Origin of the sequence: Tundrisphaera macrotermitis, assembly GCF_051175315.1 — a bacterium.
In the GTDB taxonomy this organism is placed as follows: Bacteria; Planctomycetota; Planctomycetia; order Isosphaerales; family Isosphaeraceae; genus Tundrisphaera.
This window is the reverse complement of sequence record NZ_CP195100.1, coordinates 5,219,189-5,239,377: the sequence shown is the minus strand read 5'-3', so window position 1 is coordinate 5,239,377 and position 20,189 is coordinate 5,219,189. Positions and strand designations below refer to the sequence as shown.

14 protein-coding genes are annotated in these 20,189 nt (G+C 66.1%); 10 read left to right on the top strand and 4 right to left on the bottom strand.

The window, feature by feature from the left end; translation table 11 throughout:
- Positions 1 to 475: 475 nt before the first annotated feature.
- The 4 genes from TA3x_RS21260 to TA3x_RS21245 all read left to right on the top strand — a co-directional run bounded on the left by TA3x_RS21260 (position 476) and on the right by TA3x_RS21245 (position 2,186).
- Positions 476 to 796, top strand: coding sequence for a hypothetical protein (locus tag TA3x_RS21260; RefSeq protein ID WP_435016679.1), 321 nt, complete (start codon positions 476 to 478; stop codon positions 794 to 796).
- A complete protein-coding gene (locus TA3x_RS21255) occupies positions 796 to 1,233 on the top strand; it encodes a hypothetical protein (RefSeq protein WP_435016678.1) in 438 nt (145 codons plus the stop codon). The genes TA3x_RS21260 and TA3x_RS21255 overlap by 1 nt, the downstream gene beginning before the upstream one ends.
- Positions 1,230 to 1,502 (top strand): hypothetical protein, encoded by a 273-nt coding sequence (locus TA3x_RS21250; RefSeq protein ID WP_435016677.1) that lies wholly within the window; start codon positions 1,230 to 1,232, stop codon positions 1,500 to 1,502. The genes TA3x_RS21255 and TA3x_RS21250 overlap by 4 nt, the downstream gene beginning before the upstream one ends.
- Positions 1,503 to 1,784: 282 nt before the next feature.
- Positions 1,785 to 2,186 carry a hypothetical protein gene (locus tag TA3x_RS21245; protein WP_435016676.1) on the top strand — a complete coding sequence of 134 codons (402 nt, stop codon included), beginning with the start codon at positions 1,785 to 1,787 and terminating at the stop codon, positions 2,184 to 2,186.
- Positions 2,187 to 2,275: 89 nt separating this feature from the next.
- Here the strand turns inward: TA3x_RS21245 and TA3x_RS21240 are convergent, their stop codons facing one another.
- From TA3x_RS21240 to TA3x_RS21230, 3 genes are all read right to left on the bottom strand, one after another.
- Entirely contained in the window at positions 2,276 to 2,809 is a 534-nt protein-coding gene (locus tag TA3x_RS21240) for a hypothetical protein (RefSeq protein ID WP_435016675.1), read from the bottom strand.
- Positions 2,810 to 2,885: 76 nt separating this feature from the next.
- Complete coding sequence (locus TA3x_RS21235; RefSeq protein ID WP_435016674.1) at positions 2,886 to 3,386, bottom strand: hypothetical protein; 501 nt, start codon at positions 3,384 to 3,386, stop codon at positions 2,886 to 2,888.
- Positions 3,387 to 3,448: 62 nt separating this feature from the next.
- A complete protein-coding gene (locus TA3x_RS21230; RefSeq protein ID WP_435016673.1) occupies positions 3,449 to 5,104 on the bottom strand; it encodes a recombinase family protein in 1,656 nt (551 codons plus the stop codon).
- A 272-nt stretch (positions 5,105 to 5,376) separates the two neighbouring features.
- On the opposite strand from TA3x_RS21230, the gene TA3x_RS21225 reads away from it, so the two are divergent.
- On the top strand, positions 5,377 to 7,605 hold the full coding sequence (locus tag TA3x_RS21225) for a hypothetical protein (protein WP_435016672.1): 2,229 nt from the start codon (positions 5,377 to 5,379) through the stop codon (positions 7,603 to 7,605).
- Here TA3x_RS21225 and TA3x_RS21220 read toward each other — a convergent pair.
- Positions 7,523 to 10,321 (bottom strand): hypothetical protein, encoded by a 2,799-nt coding sequence (locus tag TA3x_RS21220; protein WP_435016671.1) that lies wholly within the window; start codon positions 10,319 to 10,321, stop codon positions 7,523 to 7,525. The genes TA3x_RS21225 and TA3x_RS21220 overlap by 83 nt on opposite strands.
- Before the next feature lie 237 nt (positions 10,322 to 10,558).
- Between TA3x_RS21220 and TA3x_RS21215 the strand changes: the two genes are divergently transcribed.
- The 5 genes from TA3x_RS21215 to TA3x_RS21195 all read left to right on the top strand — a co-directional run bounded on the left by TA3x_RS21215 (position 10,559) and on the right by TA3x_RS21195 (position 20,173).
- The gene (locus tag TA3x_RS21215) at positions 10,559 to 12,253 is read left to right on the top strand and encodes a permease (RefSeq protein WP_435016670.1); all 1,695 of its coding nucleotides are present in this window, start codon (positions 10,559 to 10,561) and stop codon (positions 12,251 to 12,253) included.
- 70 nt (positions 12,254 to 12,323) lie between these two features.
- The gene (ptsP, locus tag TA3x_RS21210) at positions 12,324 to 14,075 is read left to right on the top strand and encodes a phosphoenolpyruvate--protein phosphotransferase (protein WP_435016669.1); all 1,752 of its coding nucleotides are present in this window, start codon (positions 12,324 to 12,326) and stop codon (positions 14,073 to 14,075) included.
- Positions 14,076 to 14,102: 27 nt separating this feature from the next.
- Positions 14,103 to 14,324 carry a hypothetical protein gene (locus TA3x_RS21205; RefSeq protein ID WP_435016668.1) on the top strand — a complete coding sequence of 74 codons (222 nt, stop codon included), beginning with the start codon at positions 14,103 to 14,105 and terminating at the stop codon, positions 14,322 to 14,324.
- Positions 14,325 to 14,445: 121 nt separating this feature from the next.
- Positions 14,446 to 15,255 (top strand): carboxypeptidase regulatory-like domain-containing protein, encoded by an 810-nt coding sequence (locus TA3x_RS21200; RefSeq protein ID WP_435016667.1) that lies wholly within the window; start codon positions 14,446 to 14,448, stop codon positions 15,253 to 15,255.
- A gap of 436 nt (positions 15,256 to 15,691) precedes the next feature.
- Positions 15,692 to 20,173, top strand: coding sequence for a PQQ-binding-like beta-propeller repeat protein (locus tag TA3x_RS21195; protein WP_435016666.1), 4,482 nt, complete (start codon positions 15,692 to 15,694; stop codon positions 20,171 to 20,173).
- Positions 20,174 to 20,189 lie beyond the last annotated feature (16 nt).

Here is a 20,189-nt window from a genome sequence, read left to right as displayed (position 1 = left end):
CCCGTCCGAGATGTCTTGCAACTGCAATATCCATACAATCTCATTGCCTAATCCATAACACGAAAGCGGCTCCAGGCATTACCGAGCCTGGAGCCGCTTCAAGGAAAAAATGCTCAATTTCAAGGTCCACTCTAATATAGGAAGCAAAGGACGAAAAATGACATTAGCAAAAACAGAAGAATTAATTCCGTGTCGTTTGAAGACTGATCTTGGTAGAGGCAATGGATCATTCGTCGTAAATGGAGCCGTTGTAGTCAAACCTCTCTTGAACGCATTCCTTCACGCGATTCCAAAACATCACCTTGTAACAATTGACAGAGATAATTTGATTGTCGCCGATTTTGGTCCTTGGGATGCCTAAGACCACCACAGTCAGCCACGATTACTGGCGAATGGTCCTGGAGGCAATCGACCGCCTCCAGGGCGAGAAATCGACGATGATATTTTGGCAACGCTATAAAGAAGATGCCGCAACATGGAAAGGATACTGGTGATAAACAATAGAATACCGTCAAACTGGGAAACTTTTGTGGACGACGATGGAACCATCCACATGCAACAGAACTATGTTGAAGTCTGGTCCATGTCTGATCCCTCGCCAGATCATGACGACGTTTATATCGAAGAAGAATGGAACGAGGATGATTTCAAGACTTCCATAAGGGACTGCGAGCATTGCGGAAAAACTCGCCCTGTGCAGTATTTGGCTGATCCGTTCTTGTCGGAAATCCATCAGAGAGAAGAATACAACGATTATTGCCGTGAATGCTTTCGGCAGAGAGCGAATGAAATCTAATGCTCCACCACAAGCCAGCGAAAATAACTCCGGAGACTGTGCAGCGATTGTGTGATCGGGAAATGTCACTAGCACAGATTGCCCGACATGGAAAAGTCCCAGTTCACATTCTTTACGAAATTACCAAACGTCATCCTGTTACGCTTTACCGTCCTGCTGATCCATTCGAGGTTGCAAGACTTTTCAACGATGGAATTTCACGCAAGATGATTGCCCATCGTTTAGGCGTCAGCATTGACACTGTTTCCAATCGTTTACAGGAGATAGGCATTCCGAAGAACGCAAAAACTCCGAAGCTTCTTCCAGGCATTGACGTGGTTGAAGAACTCATCAAGGGAGGTTTCAAGCAGACGTCAATCGGCAGGATGTATGGAGTTTCGCAAGCAAGGGTTTCCAGGTTGCTAAAGTATCATCGTGAGAAGAAGGAGCCGCAATGAACCTATACCTGGTGACTCGCATGGGACCCAAGAAGTGGAAGGGAGTGATTGCCGCTGAATCGGAAACGCAAGCCAAGCTGACGTTCCCTTATGACGCATGGAAGAACGGCACCTGGGTGGAGTATCGTCCCCCCGACTTGGTGGTGGAGAAGATAGGAACGGCATTGGCGACCGAACCATGCATCTACGAATTTCGAGACGTAAAAGAAAGTCCTTTAATCCCGACCGAACCACGGTATCAAGTTCTTGTCAGCCACCAAAACATCTAAACTGGAGACGTCATGCGTTTAATCTTCTTCTTGGCGGCAGCAAGCATAGCTGTTGGCTACCTGTCGTATGACGCATCCGAAGTCTACGAAGTCCCAGACGAGACGATGGGCGTTGTCCTTGATGGCTGTGCAACTCCTGGTTGCTTCTGTCACCAGTTCAAAAAGTGGCACTGGTAACAAAAATTTCGCGACAAAAAGAATTTTACAGATCGGCGACACGCCGGGATAAAGATCCTGTGTCGCCGATTCACGCTGTACGGTGCTTTACCAGGAGCCGAACCAATGCCAAAGTATAATGTCCAACTAAAGCGAGTCATCATTGAAACCGCGTGGACGATTGTGGAAGCGGATTCGAAAGAAGAGATTAAAGACAAAATCTATGATTTCGAGCTTGATGAATATTGTGATCAGGACATGGATTGGGAGGAGATTTTCTGCGACGACGAAATCACCGAAATTAAAGAGGTGGACGAAATTGCAGATGAACTTTGTGGAAACGATGATGATTTAGATGATTATCAGCGATGCTTCCAGTGCGAAGATGACGACGCAGAAGCAGTTGCAACCTGCAATGCATGCGGAGAGGATGTTTGCAAATCTTGCGGTTGGGAACATTGCTCGGGATGTGGCAATGTCGTGTGTCAAGAATGTCTTAACGATGACAAAACCTGCAACTGCGATTGAATCGCTTTGCCACCAAAAGGAAAAGCCAACAGGCATCAACCCGTTGGCTTTTACTTCCTGAAAACAGTGATCGAACTATCTAGGATGGATCAGCCAGCTTTCCACTTCCGGACCCTCGCATTAAACGCGATCGTATCCACGGACCACAACCCCAACGAATTCTTGAAGAATCCGTTCCCCAGAAGAAGTTCTTCATAGGTTGCGAAGTCCTGGCACTGGGAACATAGGAACGCTTCCATTGAATTGTGATCCCGAGAAAGGATCTCAACATCCGAAAGCCACTCCTTGGGAATGGCGCCCTGGTAGATCCACCAGTTTTTCGCCCCGTAGCCACCCAGGGCGTCATAGTGCCGATACGTCGCTTTGTCCATCTTGTGGCGTGTGGTCAGGTCCCTCCAGCTAATCAGCTTGTCGTCCCCATCAGGGATGTCCACAGGGAAACGCAGGGCACCTTTGTTGAGCATTCCGCCCGCGTTCCACTTCTGGTTCCCGACGTTGGTATCACTAGTCAGGTTCGGGAAGTCCAAGACGAGATCCTTCGTAACCGGACACTCGCCCCGCGTAATGCCTTCCTTCGCAATGTAGAAGCCATGAACCCAGCTTGTGTAATGATAAAGTCGCATCGTCACTCCGGTAAAAGAAAAATCCCGCAACGTAGGGCGTTGCGGGATTGAAGATGGTGAACCAGGGCAGGGGAGTTCAAACGCTGAAAGCGTCAATCATCGCTTCCAGGTTTTGCGTCCCGTATCGACCAATCAATCCCTTGATCTGTCCCAATAGATCCTTCAGCTTGGCGGGACCACCCTGCGATTGGATCAGTAGATTGATTTCCTTCATGTCCTCGCCGAAAGTGTTCGGAAGTTGCGGAATCTTCGGAGTGGCAGCCGTGGATGTCGTCGGGACAGATCGGGACTGCTTGTCGTCGCTCGCCCCATCGTTAGAAGTCTTCTTCTTGTATTGTGCTTTGATTTGGGAATAGTTTTGCGGAGTGATTTTCCTTTTGTAAGTCTCCAAAATCCACGCACAGCCATCCTTTGGCGAATCGTATCCTTCATCGACCGCTTCGCGGATGATGGCGGAATTGGATTTGCGTTTTTCCTGAACCATGTCCGAATCGCTATCAGGATTTTCTTGGCTGATATCTTCTGCTTCCACTTCAACCGGAGTGTCGGCAATCTTGGCAGCGGCGCGGGCAGACATGGCAAGGCTCCCAGGTCAAGAACGAGAAAATCATCTGGGTTATAGTTTTCGCGTACCAAGTTCTAGCTGTCAAGGTCCCTATCAACCCGGAAATAAACCGGACCTTCAATCAAGGCTTCTGCGGTCTCTGGAAGGTCATCCCATCGCCAGTTGCCGGACGATACTTCCCCATCGTGATTGACGGCAAAGAAGCGAATCCCACCACCTGCGAAGAACACCAGACATCGTGCTTCCCACTTCTTCCGCTTGCCAACCTTCCCATCCAGTTCTTCCACGGTAAGAAAAACTTTGTTGATCAGGGTCCCCATCCTTCCACGGATCTGCATCCGAAGGATTCGGGCGTCTTCTTCGTTCGCATTCGCAATCATCCTGGATAGACTCTGAATCTCTCCGACAACTTCCATCCTGTGGTTGCTGACCTGGTCTTGAAGAACTTCTAGCTGACCCTGCAAACTCTGGCGGTCTTCCGTCAAAGTCTCCACCAGGTCAAGCAATGGTTCAATCGCTTTGGCAGTTTTGATCCTGGCTTGAATCGTTGCTAATTTCGCGTCCACTTCCGCAATCTCCCCTGACAGTGACGCCAGTTGACGGGAGATATCGGTTTCGTCCTTCGGTGCGAAATCAGCAGGATCAAGTTCCTGTAACCCCTGAAGAAATCCCTTCTCAAAAGGGAAGTAGGGAACTCTAGCTGGATCGGCACCAGGAACTTGACTGATGAACCCAGACGTAATGAGACGGCGTGTGGTGACCTGCGTTCCGTCTGCGTATGTCTCCACCTGACCGTGGACGATGAATGGCGAGTGAGTCAGCGACGATACCAAGACCCCTCGAAAGATATTGCAGAACTTGTCCCCAGTGCGTCCCTTCTTAACCTTGATCTTTTGTGCTCTGTGGTAGACGTCAAGCGGAACGACAGCAGGATAGAATCCTGCGATCGGCTCCCCTTCATCCACCTTCTTGCCATCAATCGTCCTGGTGGGTTGATATTCTCCCAGCACCGTCCTGGTTTTCAGGATGTGCGAAATCATCGACGCATTCCACGCTTTAGCGAACCGTGGTTTGACGCCGCTTTCGTTCAGCCATTTCTGGATTGCGGGAATCGTCAATCCTGACGATCGCATTTCATACATCTTCCGAACGACATCTGCGCGGTCTGGTATTTCCTGAAATCCCTTGTGTCCCATCTCCAGCCACCACGGGCAATGGGTGGTAACTTGTTTTCCTTCCCTTGCTAATTTCCTCTTCTGCGTCCAGTTGGCTTTGCTCCTGCTAGACTTCATCGCAGATTCTTCATTGGCACGCGAAAAGATAATGATCGGCTCGATAATCCCTGCAATGTCTCCGATGGAAGATCGCGTGTGGGTCCGCTCTGGTGTGAGAGTTTGAATCGTCACACCTGCTGACAAGATTTTCATAAACAACGTCAGCGCTTCTGGAATTTCTTCCCGAGTCAATCGGTCCAACGATTCGAGGATCAGGATTGACCCTGTTGGAATCTTTCCATCCTCCACCAGCTTCAGGAATCCAGCCAATGCTCCTTCCTTGACGTTCTTCCCGCGATAGGCTGAAACCCCGGAATCTGTTATCCGTAGGGATTCATCTAGGACAAAATTATTCCGCTCACACCACGCCCTGGAGGCGTCAAGTTGGCGTCTGGTGCTATCACCCAAACTCTGGCGTTCACTAGAAAATCTGGCGTAGCTGTAAATCCTTGGCACTCGAAAATCCCCTGGTTTTGAAGCGAAAATCCCCAAAACCAGGATATTAACGTACACCTTGCTAAAACGCTAGAGGTTGGAACCCAGTTGAAGCATCGGATCAGTACCTCTTGTTGAGGAAGGTGGATTGGGGTAATGTCCCCGAACGGTCGGGTTGACGCAAGAATAGACCGAAGTCCCGAGGCTTCGATCACCGATCCAATGAGGATGCGTGGCCTCGCGTACCGGGCCAGGAAGCCCTCATCCACCGGTTCACAGGGATGGAACCGTCCATGTCCGATGATCGCTCTCCGGCCCCGCCGACCTCCGCCTGGTCGCCGGGATGGTCGACGTTGGCGGCGGTCTCGGCCCTGTACCTGGCCTCGGTGTTCGTGGCCACCTATCCGGCCATGCTGACGATGGGATCGACACTGCCCTGGCGGGTCGACCCGATCGCCCACATCTGGACCATGCGCTGGAACATGCAATGCGTGCTCCAGGGCAAGCTCCCATTCTTCTGCCCCAACATCCAGGCCCCGGTCGGCGCGGCGCTGGGCACGCTCCCGCCGATGCACTTCCAGACCCTGCTCTTCATCCCGCTGTCGCTCCTCTTCGACAACGACATCCTCTGCTACAACTTGATCCGCACGTTCGCCTTCTGGCTGACCGGCATCGGCACCTTCACGCTGGCCTGGAACGTCACCCGGAGCCGACCCGCGGCCTGCCTGGCCGGGATGACCGCAATACTGGGGATGCCGATGATCTTCTTCTCCCGCGGAGAGCTGGAGCAGATCACCATCGGCTGGTTCCCCCTGTTCCTGGTCGCATGGACGCGATGGGTGGACACGCCGACGCGGAAAGGCCTGGCGGTTTCCGCACTCCTGTACGTCCTGGTCGCGATGAGTTCGCCCTATGCCGGACTATTCGCGATCTTCCCGGCAGTCCTGTACGTGGCGTGGCGGGCGATCGGCGCGGGGCGATCGGGGATCGGGGACTGGCTGCTCGCCCGGTGTCGCTGGTTCGCCGCCTTCTCGGCGATCACCGGGCCGGCGATGGTGCTCTTGTTCTCGAACCAGGTCTGGGCCGTGGCCAACGGCTACGTCATGTCGCGGCCGGACTCCGAGTTCTGGATGTTCCGGGCCCCGCTCTGGGGGTATCTGGTCCCCTCACCGGTCCACCGGCTGGGCCAGCTCCTGCCGTTCAACACCGACGTGATGATCCACCCGGGGTCGATCCCGTCGTATCTCGGCGTGGTCACGCTGGGGCTGATCGCCTACGCGGCGGCCTTCCGGGTCCGGTTCGAGCGGCGGGCGTACTGGTGGGCGGCGTTGGCGATGCTGGTCGTCCTGTCGATGGGTTCGCACGCCAAGGTCGGGTCGCTGGAGATCACCCTGCCGGCCTACTGGCTCAAGAAATGGTTCGTCGGCTTCCGGGTGATCCGGGTCCCGGCCCGGTTCAACCTCTATGCCTCGGTGGTCGCGGCCCTGGTGGCGGCCACCGCGCTGAAGCACCTGCTCGACCGGCTTCCCGGCCGCGCCGGCCGGGTCGCCGTCTTCAGCGTGCTGTCAGCGGTCGCCCTGGCCGACCTGAGCACCAACCCCTACATCACGGTGACGGTCCCTCCGATGCCGGCCGCCTATCGGGCGATCCTCGACCGCGACCCGCAGGCCACCTTCCTGGACGCCCCCCAGTTCAACTCGGGGGCTTTTGAACTCCCAGCGCTGACGACCTACTGGCAGTCGATCCACGGCGGGACCACCTCGGCCGGCTATACCTCGTTCCTCAACGTCGGCTACGACAACCTCGTCTACCACAACTCGCCGTTCGACGCCTTCAAGCTGGGCCGGGCGGATTACCTGGCCGATCCCCGCCACCAGGACTTCGACCTCGTCCGCGACGCCGACTTCCGCGACTACGCCTGGCTCTACCTGACGGTCCACGAGCTCCGCTACGTGGTCCTGCACCAGCGGCCGGGGTCGTTCCCCGAATTCCCGGTCCACCTCGACCGGATCAAGGCCGAGCTGGCCGACGCCAAGGTCTACGAAGACGCCGACGCGGTCGTGTACGACCGCGACAGGCTGCCGCCCCCGCGCCGGACCACGATCCTCCACGCCCAGGGGTGGAGCCACCGCCTGATGCGCCGGGGCGAGCGGTCCTGCATGGTCGGGGCCTCGGGCAAGCTGTACGTTTTTAACCCCGACGACGCCCGGCCGCTGACCCTCACGCTCGATGCCTCCGGCCACCGGACCCGGCGGACCGTCCGGCTCATGGCCGAGGGGAAGGAACTGGCGACCTGGGACGCCGCGCCCAGCACCCGCGACGCCTGGCAGACCCCGGCCTTCCGCCTCCCGCAGGGGCTCAGCGAACTAGCCCTGGAGAGCGATTCGGCGGACCCGCCGCTGCCCAACGCGGCCCACGTCGAGGGGGACTCCACCCCGTTCAGCCTCTGGGTCCGGGGGGTCTCGATCCGGCCGGAGGCCCCGGCGGTGGCCGATCTCCCCGGCCCGCCGCCTCGCCGCTGAGCGGGGCGTCGTGGACGATCCGGCCGTTGATCCGGGCCGTGGCCCGGGCCGCCGGCTCGGGGGCGGCCCCTTCGAACCGGGTCCCGGACTCGGTCACGACCATCGCGCCGGCGTCCCGGGCCGGGCCATACCCGACCCGGAGCATCGGCCCGCCCGCCTTCGGGGCACGATCGGTCCTCCGCAGGACGTTGTTGGACAGGGTCGCCGAGGCATAGACCCGCCCCTGGCTGGATTTGACGTGGGGGCTGTGCTCGATGCCGATCCCTCCGGAGATGGCATCCTCCAGGACGTTCTCCTCGATCGTCGCCCCCAGGAACGGGGCGTGGGACCAGCCCCAGAAGACCGGATCCTCGGTGGCCGAGGCGACCAATCGGACCGACTCGGCGCCACCGATCAGGTGGTTGCCGGCCACCCGCACCCCGAAGTGGTTGCCGGCCAGGACCAGGTTGGCGGCCTGCCCGCTGCCCCGGGTGTCCACGGTGTTGCCCGAGACGGTTTCCCGGGTAAACCCGGTGGCGATCGAGATCGCCTCGGTGGCCGGGTCGATCGGCCCGTCGAGCAGGAAGACCCTCGGGCCGATTGGCTGGGCGACGGTCCGCCACTGCCCGGCCTGCGGGCCCGCCAGGATCGCCAGGGCGTCCCCGGTGGCGATCGCCGGGGAGCCCTGGGGCTCGGGGATCGCCACGACCCGGCCATCGGCCGAGATCGCCGCCGGCTTCCCCTCGAAGTGGAGCCGATAGGCCTCGGTCAGAATCACCTCCGGGGCGTTGGGGTGGGGGATCGGGTCATCCTCCCGCGCCCCGATGCCGGCCACGACGTTGTCGGCGATCTCGTCGCGGGTGCCGCGCTGGGTGAGGACCAGGAACCGCCAGGTCTTGCCGGAGTCGGGCGCGATCTCGACCCGGTTGCGGGCCACGACCGCGTCGTGGGAATACCGCCCGGAGAACAGGTCATAGGCGAAGGTCCGGGGCATCGCCCCCCGGTAGAGGTTGTCGGACATCGTCCAGGGCCCGCCCGCGAACACGATGCCGCCCCCCCGGAGCGTGCAACCCTCGACGCGACCGCTGTTCGCGGCGAGGAGCCGGGTCAGGTTCACGCAGGGAGACCACTTGTCCGACGAACTCGGGGGGGCTTCGAGGTCGAGCCGGGCCAGGACGACGCCGTGCCGACGCTCGGGCGGGTTCGGGTCGCGATTGTCGGTCGTCCCGATCAGGGCCGGGCCGAAGCTCACGTCCCAGTCCCATCGGACCGGCCCGGCGAACCGGACCGCGAACCCTTCCAGCGTCGTCCCCCCCTTGTGGATCTTGATGGCGGTGGTCCAGGCCGGCTGGTCGGCCGATTGCTGAAACCGGAGGATCGCGCCCGGCTGGCCCACGATCCGCGTCGGGCGGTTCAGGATCAGGGGGCGGGGCAGGGGGTAGGTGCCGGGGGCGAGCGTCACCGTCCCGACCCGGTCGACCAGCGCCTGGAGGTCGTCGCCGGGATGCGCCGTGGCCGAGCCCGGGGGCAGGGGGGGCGTCTGCTTCGCCAGGTCGCAGGCCCCGCCCGGGAACCGGAGGATCGACTCGCGGCCCCGGTCGTCGCGGACCCGGAGGATCATAGTCGTGTCGGATTCGTCCCGGCACGGGGGGAAGGCGAGGTCGGCCCGATCCGGCCCGCCCCGGGTGATGGCAAGCCGATCCGGATCGCCGGGCAGCGGGAAGCCGGGGTGTGACTCGTCGTGGGTCGTCCAGTTCCCCACGATCGAGTCGGTCAGCGCGGCAGCCACGATCGTCCGGCCCGGCTCCAGTCCGTCGACCGCGACGTGGACGGCGCCGGGCCCGGCGGGGGCCCCATCCTGGCCGAGCCATCGGGCCGAGAGCGTCCCCGGGCCGAGATCCGGGAGGGCGGGGGTGGGCAGGGGCCGGGGCGGCCGGCCGCCGCCCGCTCGAAAATCGCGGGAGTCGGTGCGGCCGTCCTCGTAATCGACGAAGGCCTTCAACGCCTGCCCGGCGAGGTCGCGGTCCACGCCGATCGCGAGCACACCCCGGGTCGGGTCGGCGGGGTCGCGGAGGAACTCGGCGTTGCGGTGGGCGTTGGAGTTCAGCCCCGACGACCAGGCCAGGCCCTCCGGCCCGGCCACGGCCACCGACCGGATCGCGGCCCCGGCCGTCAGCTTCGCGACCGCGATCCGCACATCCTCGACCCCGTCGGGCCCGACGCCCGCCGTCATCCCGACTCGGTCGGATCCGTCCGGGCCGAGCCAGGCGATTTCCAGGCCCCGCCCGGCCACCCGGAGGTTGGGGTCGGCCTTGCCCCCCCGGGTGTAGGCCACCACCTCCTCGCCGGTGTCGTAGCGGAGGTGGACCTCGAATTCCCGGCCGGTCTCCGGCCCGAACGGCTCGATGTAGAGGTCGGCCGTGGTGGCGCCCGGCTTGCGAACGATGTCGATCAGGTCGTTGCCGCGCTGCTTGTCCGTGGCCCACTCGCCGCTGCCGTGGCCCCGGATCACCACATGGACGATCCGCCGGCGGGGCGGGATGCCCCGGACGACCAGGTGGATGTCCTGGAAGTCGTTGGGGGCCGGCCCCGGGTGCCCGCCGATCGAGTCGTGGCCGTCCTGGCCGATCCAGCGGAAGTCGATGGCCCGCGCGGTCCCGATCGGGCCCAACCCGAAGGCGATGAGTAAGCTAGCCTTGAACCAGGACGAGGCGATCGGGCGGGGGTGAACGGGCATGGTGCGCGATCCTCGGGCCCGGGGCGGAGCAGGGGGCCCGCGATCCCGACCTCGGGCCCGTCCCGGCAGGTCCCCCCGATTTTCTTATTCGAAGGCGGGTGCCGGCTTGCGACGGCCGGGGCCGTCCCTTATCACCCAGGATCGGGGGCCGTCCCGAATCGGTTCCGGCGCCCCGATTGCGACCAGTCGTCCCGACCCGCCGTCCTCGCCACCCTGCCCGCCCGGAGTGTCCCGCCGGTGACCACGACGAATCCGAGCCTCGCACCGCCCGAACGCACGCCCTACGCCTGGGCCGGCCGCGGCGACATCAACGCCTTCTTCGGGCTGATGCTCGACAACATCGGCGACATGATCCTGATGGCCGGCCTGCTGGTCTCGTTCGGCTTTCCCCGGGCGTTCGTGCTCACGAAGATGATCCCGGGCACCGCGCTGGGCGTCCTGACCGGGGACCTGATCTTCACCGGGATGGCCTTCTGGCTGGCGCGGAGGTCGGGCCGGCCGACCACCACGGCGATGCCCCTGGGGCTGGACACCCCGTCGACGTTCGGGTCGGTGATCCTGATCCTCGGGCCGGCGTTCCTCCACGCCCGGTCGACCGGCCTGGATGACGCGGGCGCGGCACGCCATGCCTGGTTCATCGGCATCAGCATGATGCTGGCGGCGGCGATCTTCAAATTTTCCTGCTCGCTGTTCAGCGGCCTGATCCGCCGCGTCCTGCCCCGGGCGGGGCTCCTCGGGTCGCTCACGGCGATTGCGCTGGTCATCATCAGCTTCCTGCCTTTGCTGGACATCGTGTCCACCCCGGTGGTGGGGATGGTGGTCCTGATGATGATCCTGGCCACGATGACGGCCCACTGGCGGCTGCGGGGGGATACGCCCGGGGCCCTGGCGGCGCTGGTGGTGGGATGTCTCCTTTATTATGGCCTGCACGCCCTGGGCCTCGGCCCGGGGATGGGGGGCGGCGAGGGGGTCTCCCGGCCCGACCTGGCGTTGCGGGCCTCCCTGCCGCTGCCGATGGCCGAATGGCTCGAATGGTTCCGGGCGTCGTGGCGCGAGGCTTTGGGCTACCTGCCGGTGGCCATCCCGCTGACGCTGGCCACGGTGGTCGGGGGGATCGACTGCACCGAGAGCGCCGCGGCGGTGGGCGACGAATACCCGACCGGGCCGGTCGTGGCCGTGGACGGGTTCGCCACGCTGGTGGCGGGGCTGTTCGGCGGGGTGATCCAGTCCACCCCCTACATCGGCCACCCGGCCTACAAGGCGATGGGGGCGCGGGCCGGCTACACCCTGGCCACCGCCCTGTTCGTGGGGGCGGCCGGGGTGTTCGGCTTCTTCGACTGGATCTTCTACCTGCTGCCCAAGGCGGCCGTCTTCCCGATCCTGATCTTCGTGGGCCTGGAGATCACGGCGCAGTCGTTCCGGGCGACGCCGACGCGGCACTACCCGGCGGTGGCCTTCGCCTGCGTTCCGGCCCTGGCCTACCTGGCCCTGTTCGCCCTGAATGCGATCCTCCGCGAGTCGAAGCCGTTCGCCGACCTCGCGCCGGGGACGCAGCACCTGATCCAGACCGTCACGATGATGGCCGGGGGGTTCATCGTGACCAGCCTGATCTGGGGCTCGGCCCTGGCCATGCTCATCGACGGGCGGATGCGTGCGGCGGCGATCTACCTGGCCGTCGCCGGAGGGTTCGCCTGGTTCGGCGTGATCCATTCCGGGCTGCCGGAAGGCCCGATCGTGGCCCCGGCCGAGGCCATGGCCCGGCTCAAGGAGCAGGGTCGCCTCGGGGCGTCGGCCCACCAGACGCCCTACCACTGGGCGGCGGCCTACTGGGCCTCGGCGGCGGCGCTTCTGGTCGTGGCCGCGCTGGGGAGGCACGCCGGCCGCGAGGACGATCCGAATGTGCCGGTCCCATGGACGGGCCCGGTCGGTTAGGGAATTCCGGCAATTGTCATGCCCACCACCGACTTGATAGACTGTGCGTCTTATGTTTAAAGGCATCGCGGTGAGTCCGGGCGTTGTGGTCGGCGTGGCCTATCGGGTCGACTCAGTGTTCGGCGGCGCCGACACCCAGTTCCTCTCCGAGCACGAGGCGATCGGCACCGAGATCGAGCGGTTCGAGGTCGCCGTGGCGACCTCGGCCCTCGAGCTGGAGGGGATCGTCCTGAAGGTGGCCGAGCAGCTCGGACCTGCCGAGGCGGACATCTTCAAGACGCACCTCCAGATCGTCAACGACGAGGCGATGCTCTCCAAGGTCCGGGCCCTGATCGAATCCCAGCGGATGACCGCCCTGTCGGCGATCCAGGTGGTCATGCAGGGCTATGCCGCCAGCTTCGCCCGGATCGAGAAGGACTACTTCCGGGAGAGGGCCGCGGACCTCCGCGACGTGGTCTCGCGGATCGGCTCCCACCTGACCACGCCGACGCCGGGCATGGCCCCGCACCTCTCCCCCGGCGTGGACGGCGACGTGCCGGTGATCCTGGTCGCCCACGAGCTGCTGCCCAGCCAGGCGATGAGCCTCGGCTCGCTGCCCATCGCCGGCATCGTCACCGAGACCGGCGGCGGCACCAGCCACGCCGCGATCCTGGCGCGGAGCCGCGGCCTGCCCGCCGTCTCCGGCGTCCTGGGCATCAGCGGCGAGGTCCGATCCGGCGACCTGATCATCGTCGACGGCCGCGAGGGGATCGTCCTGGTCCGCCCCGACGCGGAGACGACCTCCGCCTATCGCAAGATGCAGCGGGAGTTCTTCGACCTCAAGGACCGGCTGGTCCTCAACCGCGACCAGCCCGCCCGCAGCGCCGACGGCGTCTCGATCGAGCTGCTGGCCAACATCAACAACCCGGCCGACGCCCAGGCCTCGCAGAAGGTCGGGGCCACCGGCGTCGGGCTGTTCCGGACCGAATACCTGTTCCTCGCCCACCAGGACGTCCCCGACGAGGAAGAGCAGTACCAGCACTATCGCCAGATCATCGAGGACTCCCCCAACCGCGTCGTGACCATCCGGACCCTCGACCTCGGCGGCGACAAGACGGTGCCCTACCTCGGCCGCCGCAACGAGGCCAACCCGTTCATGGGCTGGCGGTCGATCCGGCTGTCGTTCGAACACCCGCGCCTCTTCGAACGGCAGATCCGGGCCATCCTCCGCGCCGGGCGGCATGGCAAGGTCTCGATGCTGTTCCCGATGATCACGACGCTGGAGGAACTCCGGCACGTCAACCGGCTGGTCGAGGAGACCCGGCGGAACCTCCGCCGCGAGGGGGTCCCGTTCGGCGAGGACGTCAAGACCGGGGTGATGGTCGAGGTCCCGGCCGCCGCCGTCTGCATCGACGCGATCCTTCGCGAGACCGACTTCATCTCGGTCGGCTCCAACGACCTGATCCAGTACCTGGTGGCCGCCGACCGCGACAACCCCAAGGTCGCCCACCTGTGCGAGCCGCTCAGCCCGGCCATCTTCCGCGTCCTCCAGATGGTCTTCGATGCCTGCCAGCGCACCGGCACGCCGGTCACGGTCTGCGGCGAGATGGCCGGCCAGCCCCGGTCGGTGCTCGCCCTGTTCGGCATGGGCCTGCGCCGGTTCAGCATGAGCCCGGCGTTCGTCCCCACCATCAAGGCCCTCCTCGCCTCGGTGACCAGCACCCAGGCGGAGCGCTACGCCCACCAGATCCTCCAGCTGAAGACCAGCGAAGAGATCCGCTCCTACCTCACCGCCCGGCTCCACGAGGTTTCCAGCGCCCTGGAAGTCTTCGACGCCGGCTGATCGCGCCGAACCCCCCGGAGATCATCGATGTCGCTTCACCCCCGCCCGCTTGCGCCCCTCGCCCTCACCGCGCTCCTGGCCCTGGCCGGTTGCTCCGGCAAGCCCGCCGAGGTCGACACGGCCGAGGTCCAGACCCCGCAAGGCCCCATCGAGCCGACGCCGACCAGCCCCATGCCGGCCGCCGAGCCGGCCGCGCCCGCCGACCCCGCCCCGGCGGCCGCGCCCGCCGAGGCCAAGCCGGCGCCCTGAACCGGCAACTTTCCAAGCGACGATCCGACGTGCTAGAGTGAACGTCCTTCCCCCGCCTCCGCGCGGCAATGCCGAGGGCCGCCGGTTGCCGACTCTCCGACCCCGCTCAAGGATCACGATCGTGAAGAACGCCCGCCGCCTGTCCCGCTCCCGCATCTCCCGCCTGGTTGCCGTGACGGTCTCCTCGCTGGTGGCCATCACCCCCGCGCTGGTCGCCAACCCGCCCGCCCCCGCCGCCGAGAAGTACGGCACGATCACGGGGCACGTGGTCTGGGGCGGCAAGGGGATCCCCGAGGCCAAGGTGCTCGTCAAGAAGGGCGATCAAGGCGTCAAGGATGCCGCGGTCTGCGCCGCCACCGAGCTGAAGTCCAAGGAACTGACCGTCGACGCGGCCTCGCTCGGCGTCGCCGACGCGATCGTCTACATCCTCAAGCCGACCGGCACCAATCCCGAGGCCGAGAAGGCGCTGTTGGAGAAGACGCCCGAGGTCATCATGGACCAGATCAACTGCGAGTACGTGCCGTACACCACGGCGATCCACACCGGCCAGAAGATCACCTTCAAGTCGAGCGACCCGGTCGGCCACAACGTCCACTACACCGTGTTCGGCGCCCCGGGCATGAACACGATGCTGCCGGCCAACGGCAAGATCACCAAGACCTTCAAGGAAGCCCCCAAGCGGGTCATCCCGGTGGTCTGCGACATCCACCCCTGGATGAAGGGCCAGTTCCAGGTCTTCGACCACCCGTTCTTCGCCGTCACCAAGGCGGACGGCTCGTTCGAGATCAAGGGCGTCCCCGCCGGGACCCAGAACCTGATCGTCTTCCACTCGACCAAGGGCTACATCAACGAGGGCAAGGCCAAGGGCCAGCCCGTCGAGGTCAAGGCCGGCGAGGCCACCGACCTGGGCAGCATCAAGCTCGGCGAATAAGCCGCCACGGCCGGGTCCACGCACCCGGCGACGACGTTCGGGCGGCCGATTTCCGGGCCGCCCGATCCCCCGAACGGGATCCGGGATCCACGCCGCCGCCCGGCGTCCCCCGGGGACGCCGACTTGAATCCCGCGGCGGCGATGCCCACAATCAAGGCAGGATGGCGGGCCGGGCCTGAGGAGATCCCCCGGGAAAACCCGGCGGCGGGCCGCGGCCCGAGGATTGCATGAGGCGTCCCCGCATCGGACCCGCCCGTCCGCGATGGCTTCCGATCGACCGGAGGTCGGCCGAGGGTCCACCCCGCCGCCACCAGTCCGATCGGCACACATGACGGTTCGCCCCGCGGTGCCACTCCATCCCGGGTCGATTGACGCATCCCGACGTCCGAGCGCATGCGTCCCCGCCTCGCTCCGATCGCACGCGGAGGAAGATGTCATGGCACAGGGAGAACGGGGGATCCGCCGGGCCCGGCGGCGGTTCGGTTGGCTTGCGGCGCTGGCGATCGCGGCCCTGGCCGGGACCCCGGTGCAGGCCCAGTTCGGGCCCATCGAGGGGGGCGATCGGGCCGAGACCCCGGTCTACTTCGAAACCAGCTTCACCGCCGACGCCCTGCTCCGCAGCGCCGCCAACCATGCCCGGGGCGGCCACCACGCCGAGGCGGTCGAGATCTACCAGAGGATCATCCAGCAGTTCGGCGACTTCGTCGTGGAGACCACCGACGAGCCCGCCGACCCGGCCCTCGCCGGCCTGTCCCGGCTGGCCATCGGCGTCCGCCGCGAGTGCCAGAACCGGATCGCGGCCCTCCCCCCCGAGGCCCGCGCCCTGTACCGGGCCCGGGTGGACGGGCAGGCCGAGCGGTGGTTCCAGCAGGGCCGGTCGGATCGCGACCGCGCCCCGCTCCGCCGGATCGTCGACCAGGCCTTCTGCAGTTCCTGGGGCGACGATGCGCTGGAGCTGCTGGGCGACCTCGCCTTCCAGGACGGCCGGTTCGGCGAGGCCCTGACCGAATACGTCGCCCTGATGCCCGACGCCCCCGACGGCGGTCCCGGCGCCGCGATGACCCACCCCGACCCGAGCGTCGACCCGGCCCGACTGGCCGCCAAGAAGCTGCTCGCCCGGGCCGCGATCGGCGAACGCCCCCCCACCGAGGGCGAGCTGAAGGCCTTCGCCGCCGCCTATCCCGGGGCCGCCGGCCCGTTCGCCGGGCGCCGCGGGCCGCTGGCCGAGGCCCTGGCCCAGGCGATCCGCAACGACCACCTGGCCACCCCCGCCCAGCCCGACGGCCGCTGGCCGACCTTCGCCGGGGCCCAGGCGCGGACCAAGGTGGCCCCGTCGCCGATCGACGTCGGCTCGCTCCAGTGGAGGGTGGACCTGGAGCCGATCCCGTCCAGCACGGCGCGGATGTCCCTCTACCCCAGCCGGATGCGGACCTTCTCCCAGCCGATGGCGCTGCCGATCCCGCCGGAGCGGCTCCTGGCCTACTTCCCGATCGTCGTGGGCGATCAGGTGATCGTCGACGACGAGCGGCAGGTGCTCGCCTACGACCTCAACAGCCGGCCCGGCGAGGGGATCGCCCCGTCCGGGCCGATCGAGCCCGCCTGGCGGTCCGAGAAGTCCCCCCCCGGCTCGGGGCCGATGGCCAACCGGGGCTTCCAGGGGATCCCCCGCTACACCCTGACGGCCTTCGGCGACCGGATCTACGCGAGGATGGGCTCCCCCCCCTCGACGCTCTTCCTGGCCGGCCGCGGCAACATCAACTTCCAGGCGTCGTCCGCCCCTAGCTTCGTGGTGGCCCTGGACCGCGGCGCCGACGGCAAGCGCCTCTGGAAGAAGGACGCCTCGGAGATCAACCTGACCCCGCGAAAGCTCGAGAACGAGCCCGGCAGCAACGTCGTGTTCGAAGGCACGCCGGTCGCGGACGCCCGCAACGTCTACGTGGCGTTGACCGAGCGCTCGGTCAACACCAACGCCCACGTCGCCTGCCTGGATGCCGACACCGGCAACGTCCGGTGGATCCGCTGGATCTGCCGGTCCAGCGCCGGGACCGACCCCAACGGCCGGCCCGAGGTCGGCCTCCGGCTGCTCACCCACGACGGCTCGACCCTGTACTTCCAGACCAACCTGGGGGCGGTCGCCGCGCTGGACCCGGAGACCGGGGCGATCCGCTGGCTGGCGACCTACCCGACCCGGCCCGGCGCCGGGGCGGACCGCGACCTGAACCCGGCGATCGTCCACGACGGCCTGGTGATCGTGGCCCCCAACGATGCCCCGGCGATCTACGCCTTCGACGCCGCGACCGGCCGCCTCGCCTGGAAGACCGGCGACATCCCCGAGGAGGTACACCTGGCCCACCTGCTGGGGGTGGCCAAGGGGCACCTGGTCGCCACCGGGGACCGCGTCCTCCTGTTCGACGCGAAGACCGGCAAGATGGCCCGGTCCTGGCCCGACAGCAATCAGGCCACCCAGGGGTTCGGTCGGGGGCTGCTCGCCGGCGACCGGATCTACTGGCCCACCCGGTCGGAGATCCACGTCCTGGACCCGGAGACGGGCCTCCGCCCCGAGCCGTCGATCAAGCTCCGGGAGAGCTTCCAGTGCGAGGGGGGCGGCAACCTGGCGGTCGGCGACGGCTACCTGGTGGTGGCCCAGGCCAACGCCCTGATCGTGTTCTGCCAGACCAGCCGGCTGATCGAACGATTCAAGGTCGAGATCGCCCGGTCCCCCGAGAAGGCGTCCAACTACTACCTGCTGGCCCGGGCCGCCGAGGCGACCGGGCGCGACGAGGAGGCCCTGGCCAGCCTGGAGATGGTCCCGTCGCGGGCCCGGCCGTCGGAGATCATCGACGGGCTGCTCCTGGCCGACGTGGCCCGCGACCAGCAGCGCCGGATCCTCATGAAGCTGGGCGGCAAGGCCCGGGCCGCCCGGGCCTGGGACGAGGCCGCCCGCCGCTACCGCCAGGCCGCCGAGGTGGCCCGCACCGACCGCGACCGGCTGGAGGCCCGGCTCGACCTGGCCGGGGTCCAGGTGGACGCGGGTCGGGCCCCCGAGGCGATCGACACGCTCCAGGGCGTGCTGGCCGATGCCCAGCTCCGGACGGTCGCGACCGAGGCCCCCGACGGCCACCGGTCGATCCGCGCCGACCTCCTGATCGCCGACCGCCTGGCGGCCCTGCTCCGCGACCGGGGGCGCGACCTCTACGCCGCCTACGACCGCGAAGCCGAGTCGCTGCTGGACCGGGGCCGCCGCGAGCGGGACCCCCGCCTCCTGGAGGATATCGGCCGGGCCTACCCCGCGGCGCGGGTCGTGCCCGATGCCTGGCTCGCCCTGGCCGAGCTATCCGACGAACTCGGCCACCCCGCCGACGCGGCCCGCGCCTACAAGAAGCTGCTGGCCGCCGCCCCGGACGACGCCCTCCGGGCCCGCGCCCTGTGGGGCCTGGCCCGGTCCTACGAGGCCCAGAAGCTCTGGGTCTCCGCCCGCGACGCCTACCTGCAGGCCTCGGCCCGGTTCGCCGAGCAGCCCCTCGGCGCCGGCGATCGGGTCGGCCCGGCCGTGGCCGCGCGGCTGGCCCGGGCGCCGTTCGACCGGATGCGGGGCGACCGGGCGGGGCCGGGCGTTCCGGTGCCGCTCCGCCGCCGCTGGGACCTCCACCCGGCCGGGGACATCCGGCCGATCGGCGCCGCGGGCGTCCCGCCGTCGGCCGAGGCAGGGCGGGTCTTCCTGGCCCAGGGCCCGACGATCCGCCCGGTCGACCCCGCGACCGGGGCGTCGGGGTGGATCCGAGACCTGGGAGGGGAGCCGATCTGGGTCGGCTACCTCGCCGACCGGATCATCGCCGCCACGCCCCGCAGCCTGGTCGCGCTGGCCCTGGACGACGGCCAGATCCAGTGGCGTCAGGACCTCGGCGGGCCGGCCCCGGCCACCGACGCCGCGCCGTTCGGGCCGGCCCCTCCGGGGACGCCCCGCGACGACTCCGAGACCTCGGGGCCCCTGGCCGACTTCCGGATCGTCGGCAACCGGGTCTTCTGCCTGGAGGGGGACCGCCGGCTGCTGGCCGTCGACGGCGACTCGGGGCTGGTCGACTGGTCGTACACGCCGGCCAACGGGGGCCGCATCAACCCCCGGCTCCACGTCGGCCCGGGCCGGATCGTGCTCCAGGCACGCAAGCCCAACGCCAACGCCACCCTGGTGCTGGACACCGCCACCGGCCGCCGCCGCGCCGAGTTCGCCGCGGGCGACGAGGACGCCTGGCCGATCGACCCCCTGCCGATCGACGAGGACCACGTCGCCTTGGTGGTCGACCGGATGAGCGTGGCCCTGTTCGACACCAACCGCGGCGTCCGGGTCTGGAGCCTGCGCGAGCCGGTGGACCTCCCCAAGAACGGGCCGACCCGCCTGATCGGCGACGCCGACCGGCTCCTGGTGCTCCTGGACGGCCGCGAACTGGTCCGGGTCGACCCGGCGACCGGGGCCCGGCTCTGGTCGCGGTTCCTGGGCGGCGAGGACCTGAGCGAGCACCCCGACTCGCTGGCGATGTCCGGCGACCGCGTGTTCGTCGCCTCCGGGCGCGGCGGCATCCCGAATGACCCGAGCCTGTTCGCCCTGTCGATGGCCGAGGGGGCGGTCCTGTGGAGGCGGCCGCTGACCGGGCCGGATTCCGGCTGGTCGATCGCGCCGATCGACCGGGACGTGGCCGCCTATCCCGACCCGGCCCGCCTGACCGACAAGGCCCTGGGGTCGCTCCCCCTGGCGTTCCACCGCCGCGAGGACGGCGGGCTGATCCAACGCTTCGTGTTCCAGGCCCCGGCCGCCGACCTGACCTTCCTCCCCTCGCCGCTCGGCGCGGTGGTGGCCACCCGGGGCGGGCTGTGGGCCCTGGGGGATCGTCGGGTCATGGACGGGGGCCGGATGCCCGAGTAACCTAACCGGATGGGGT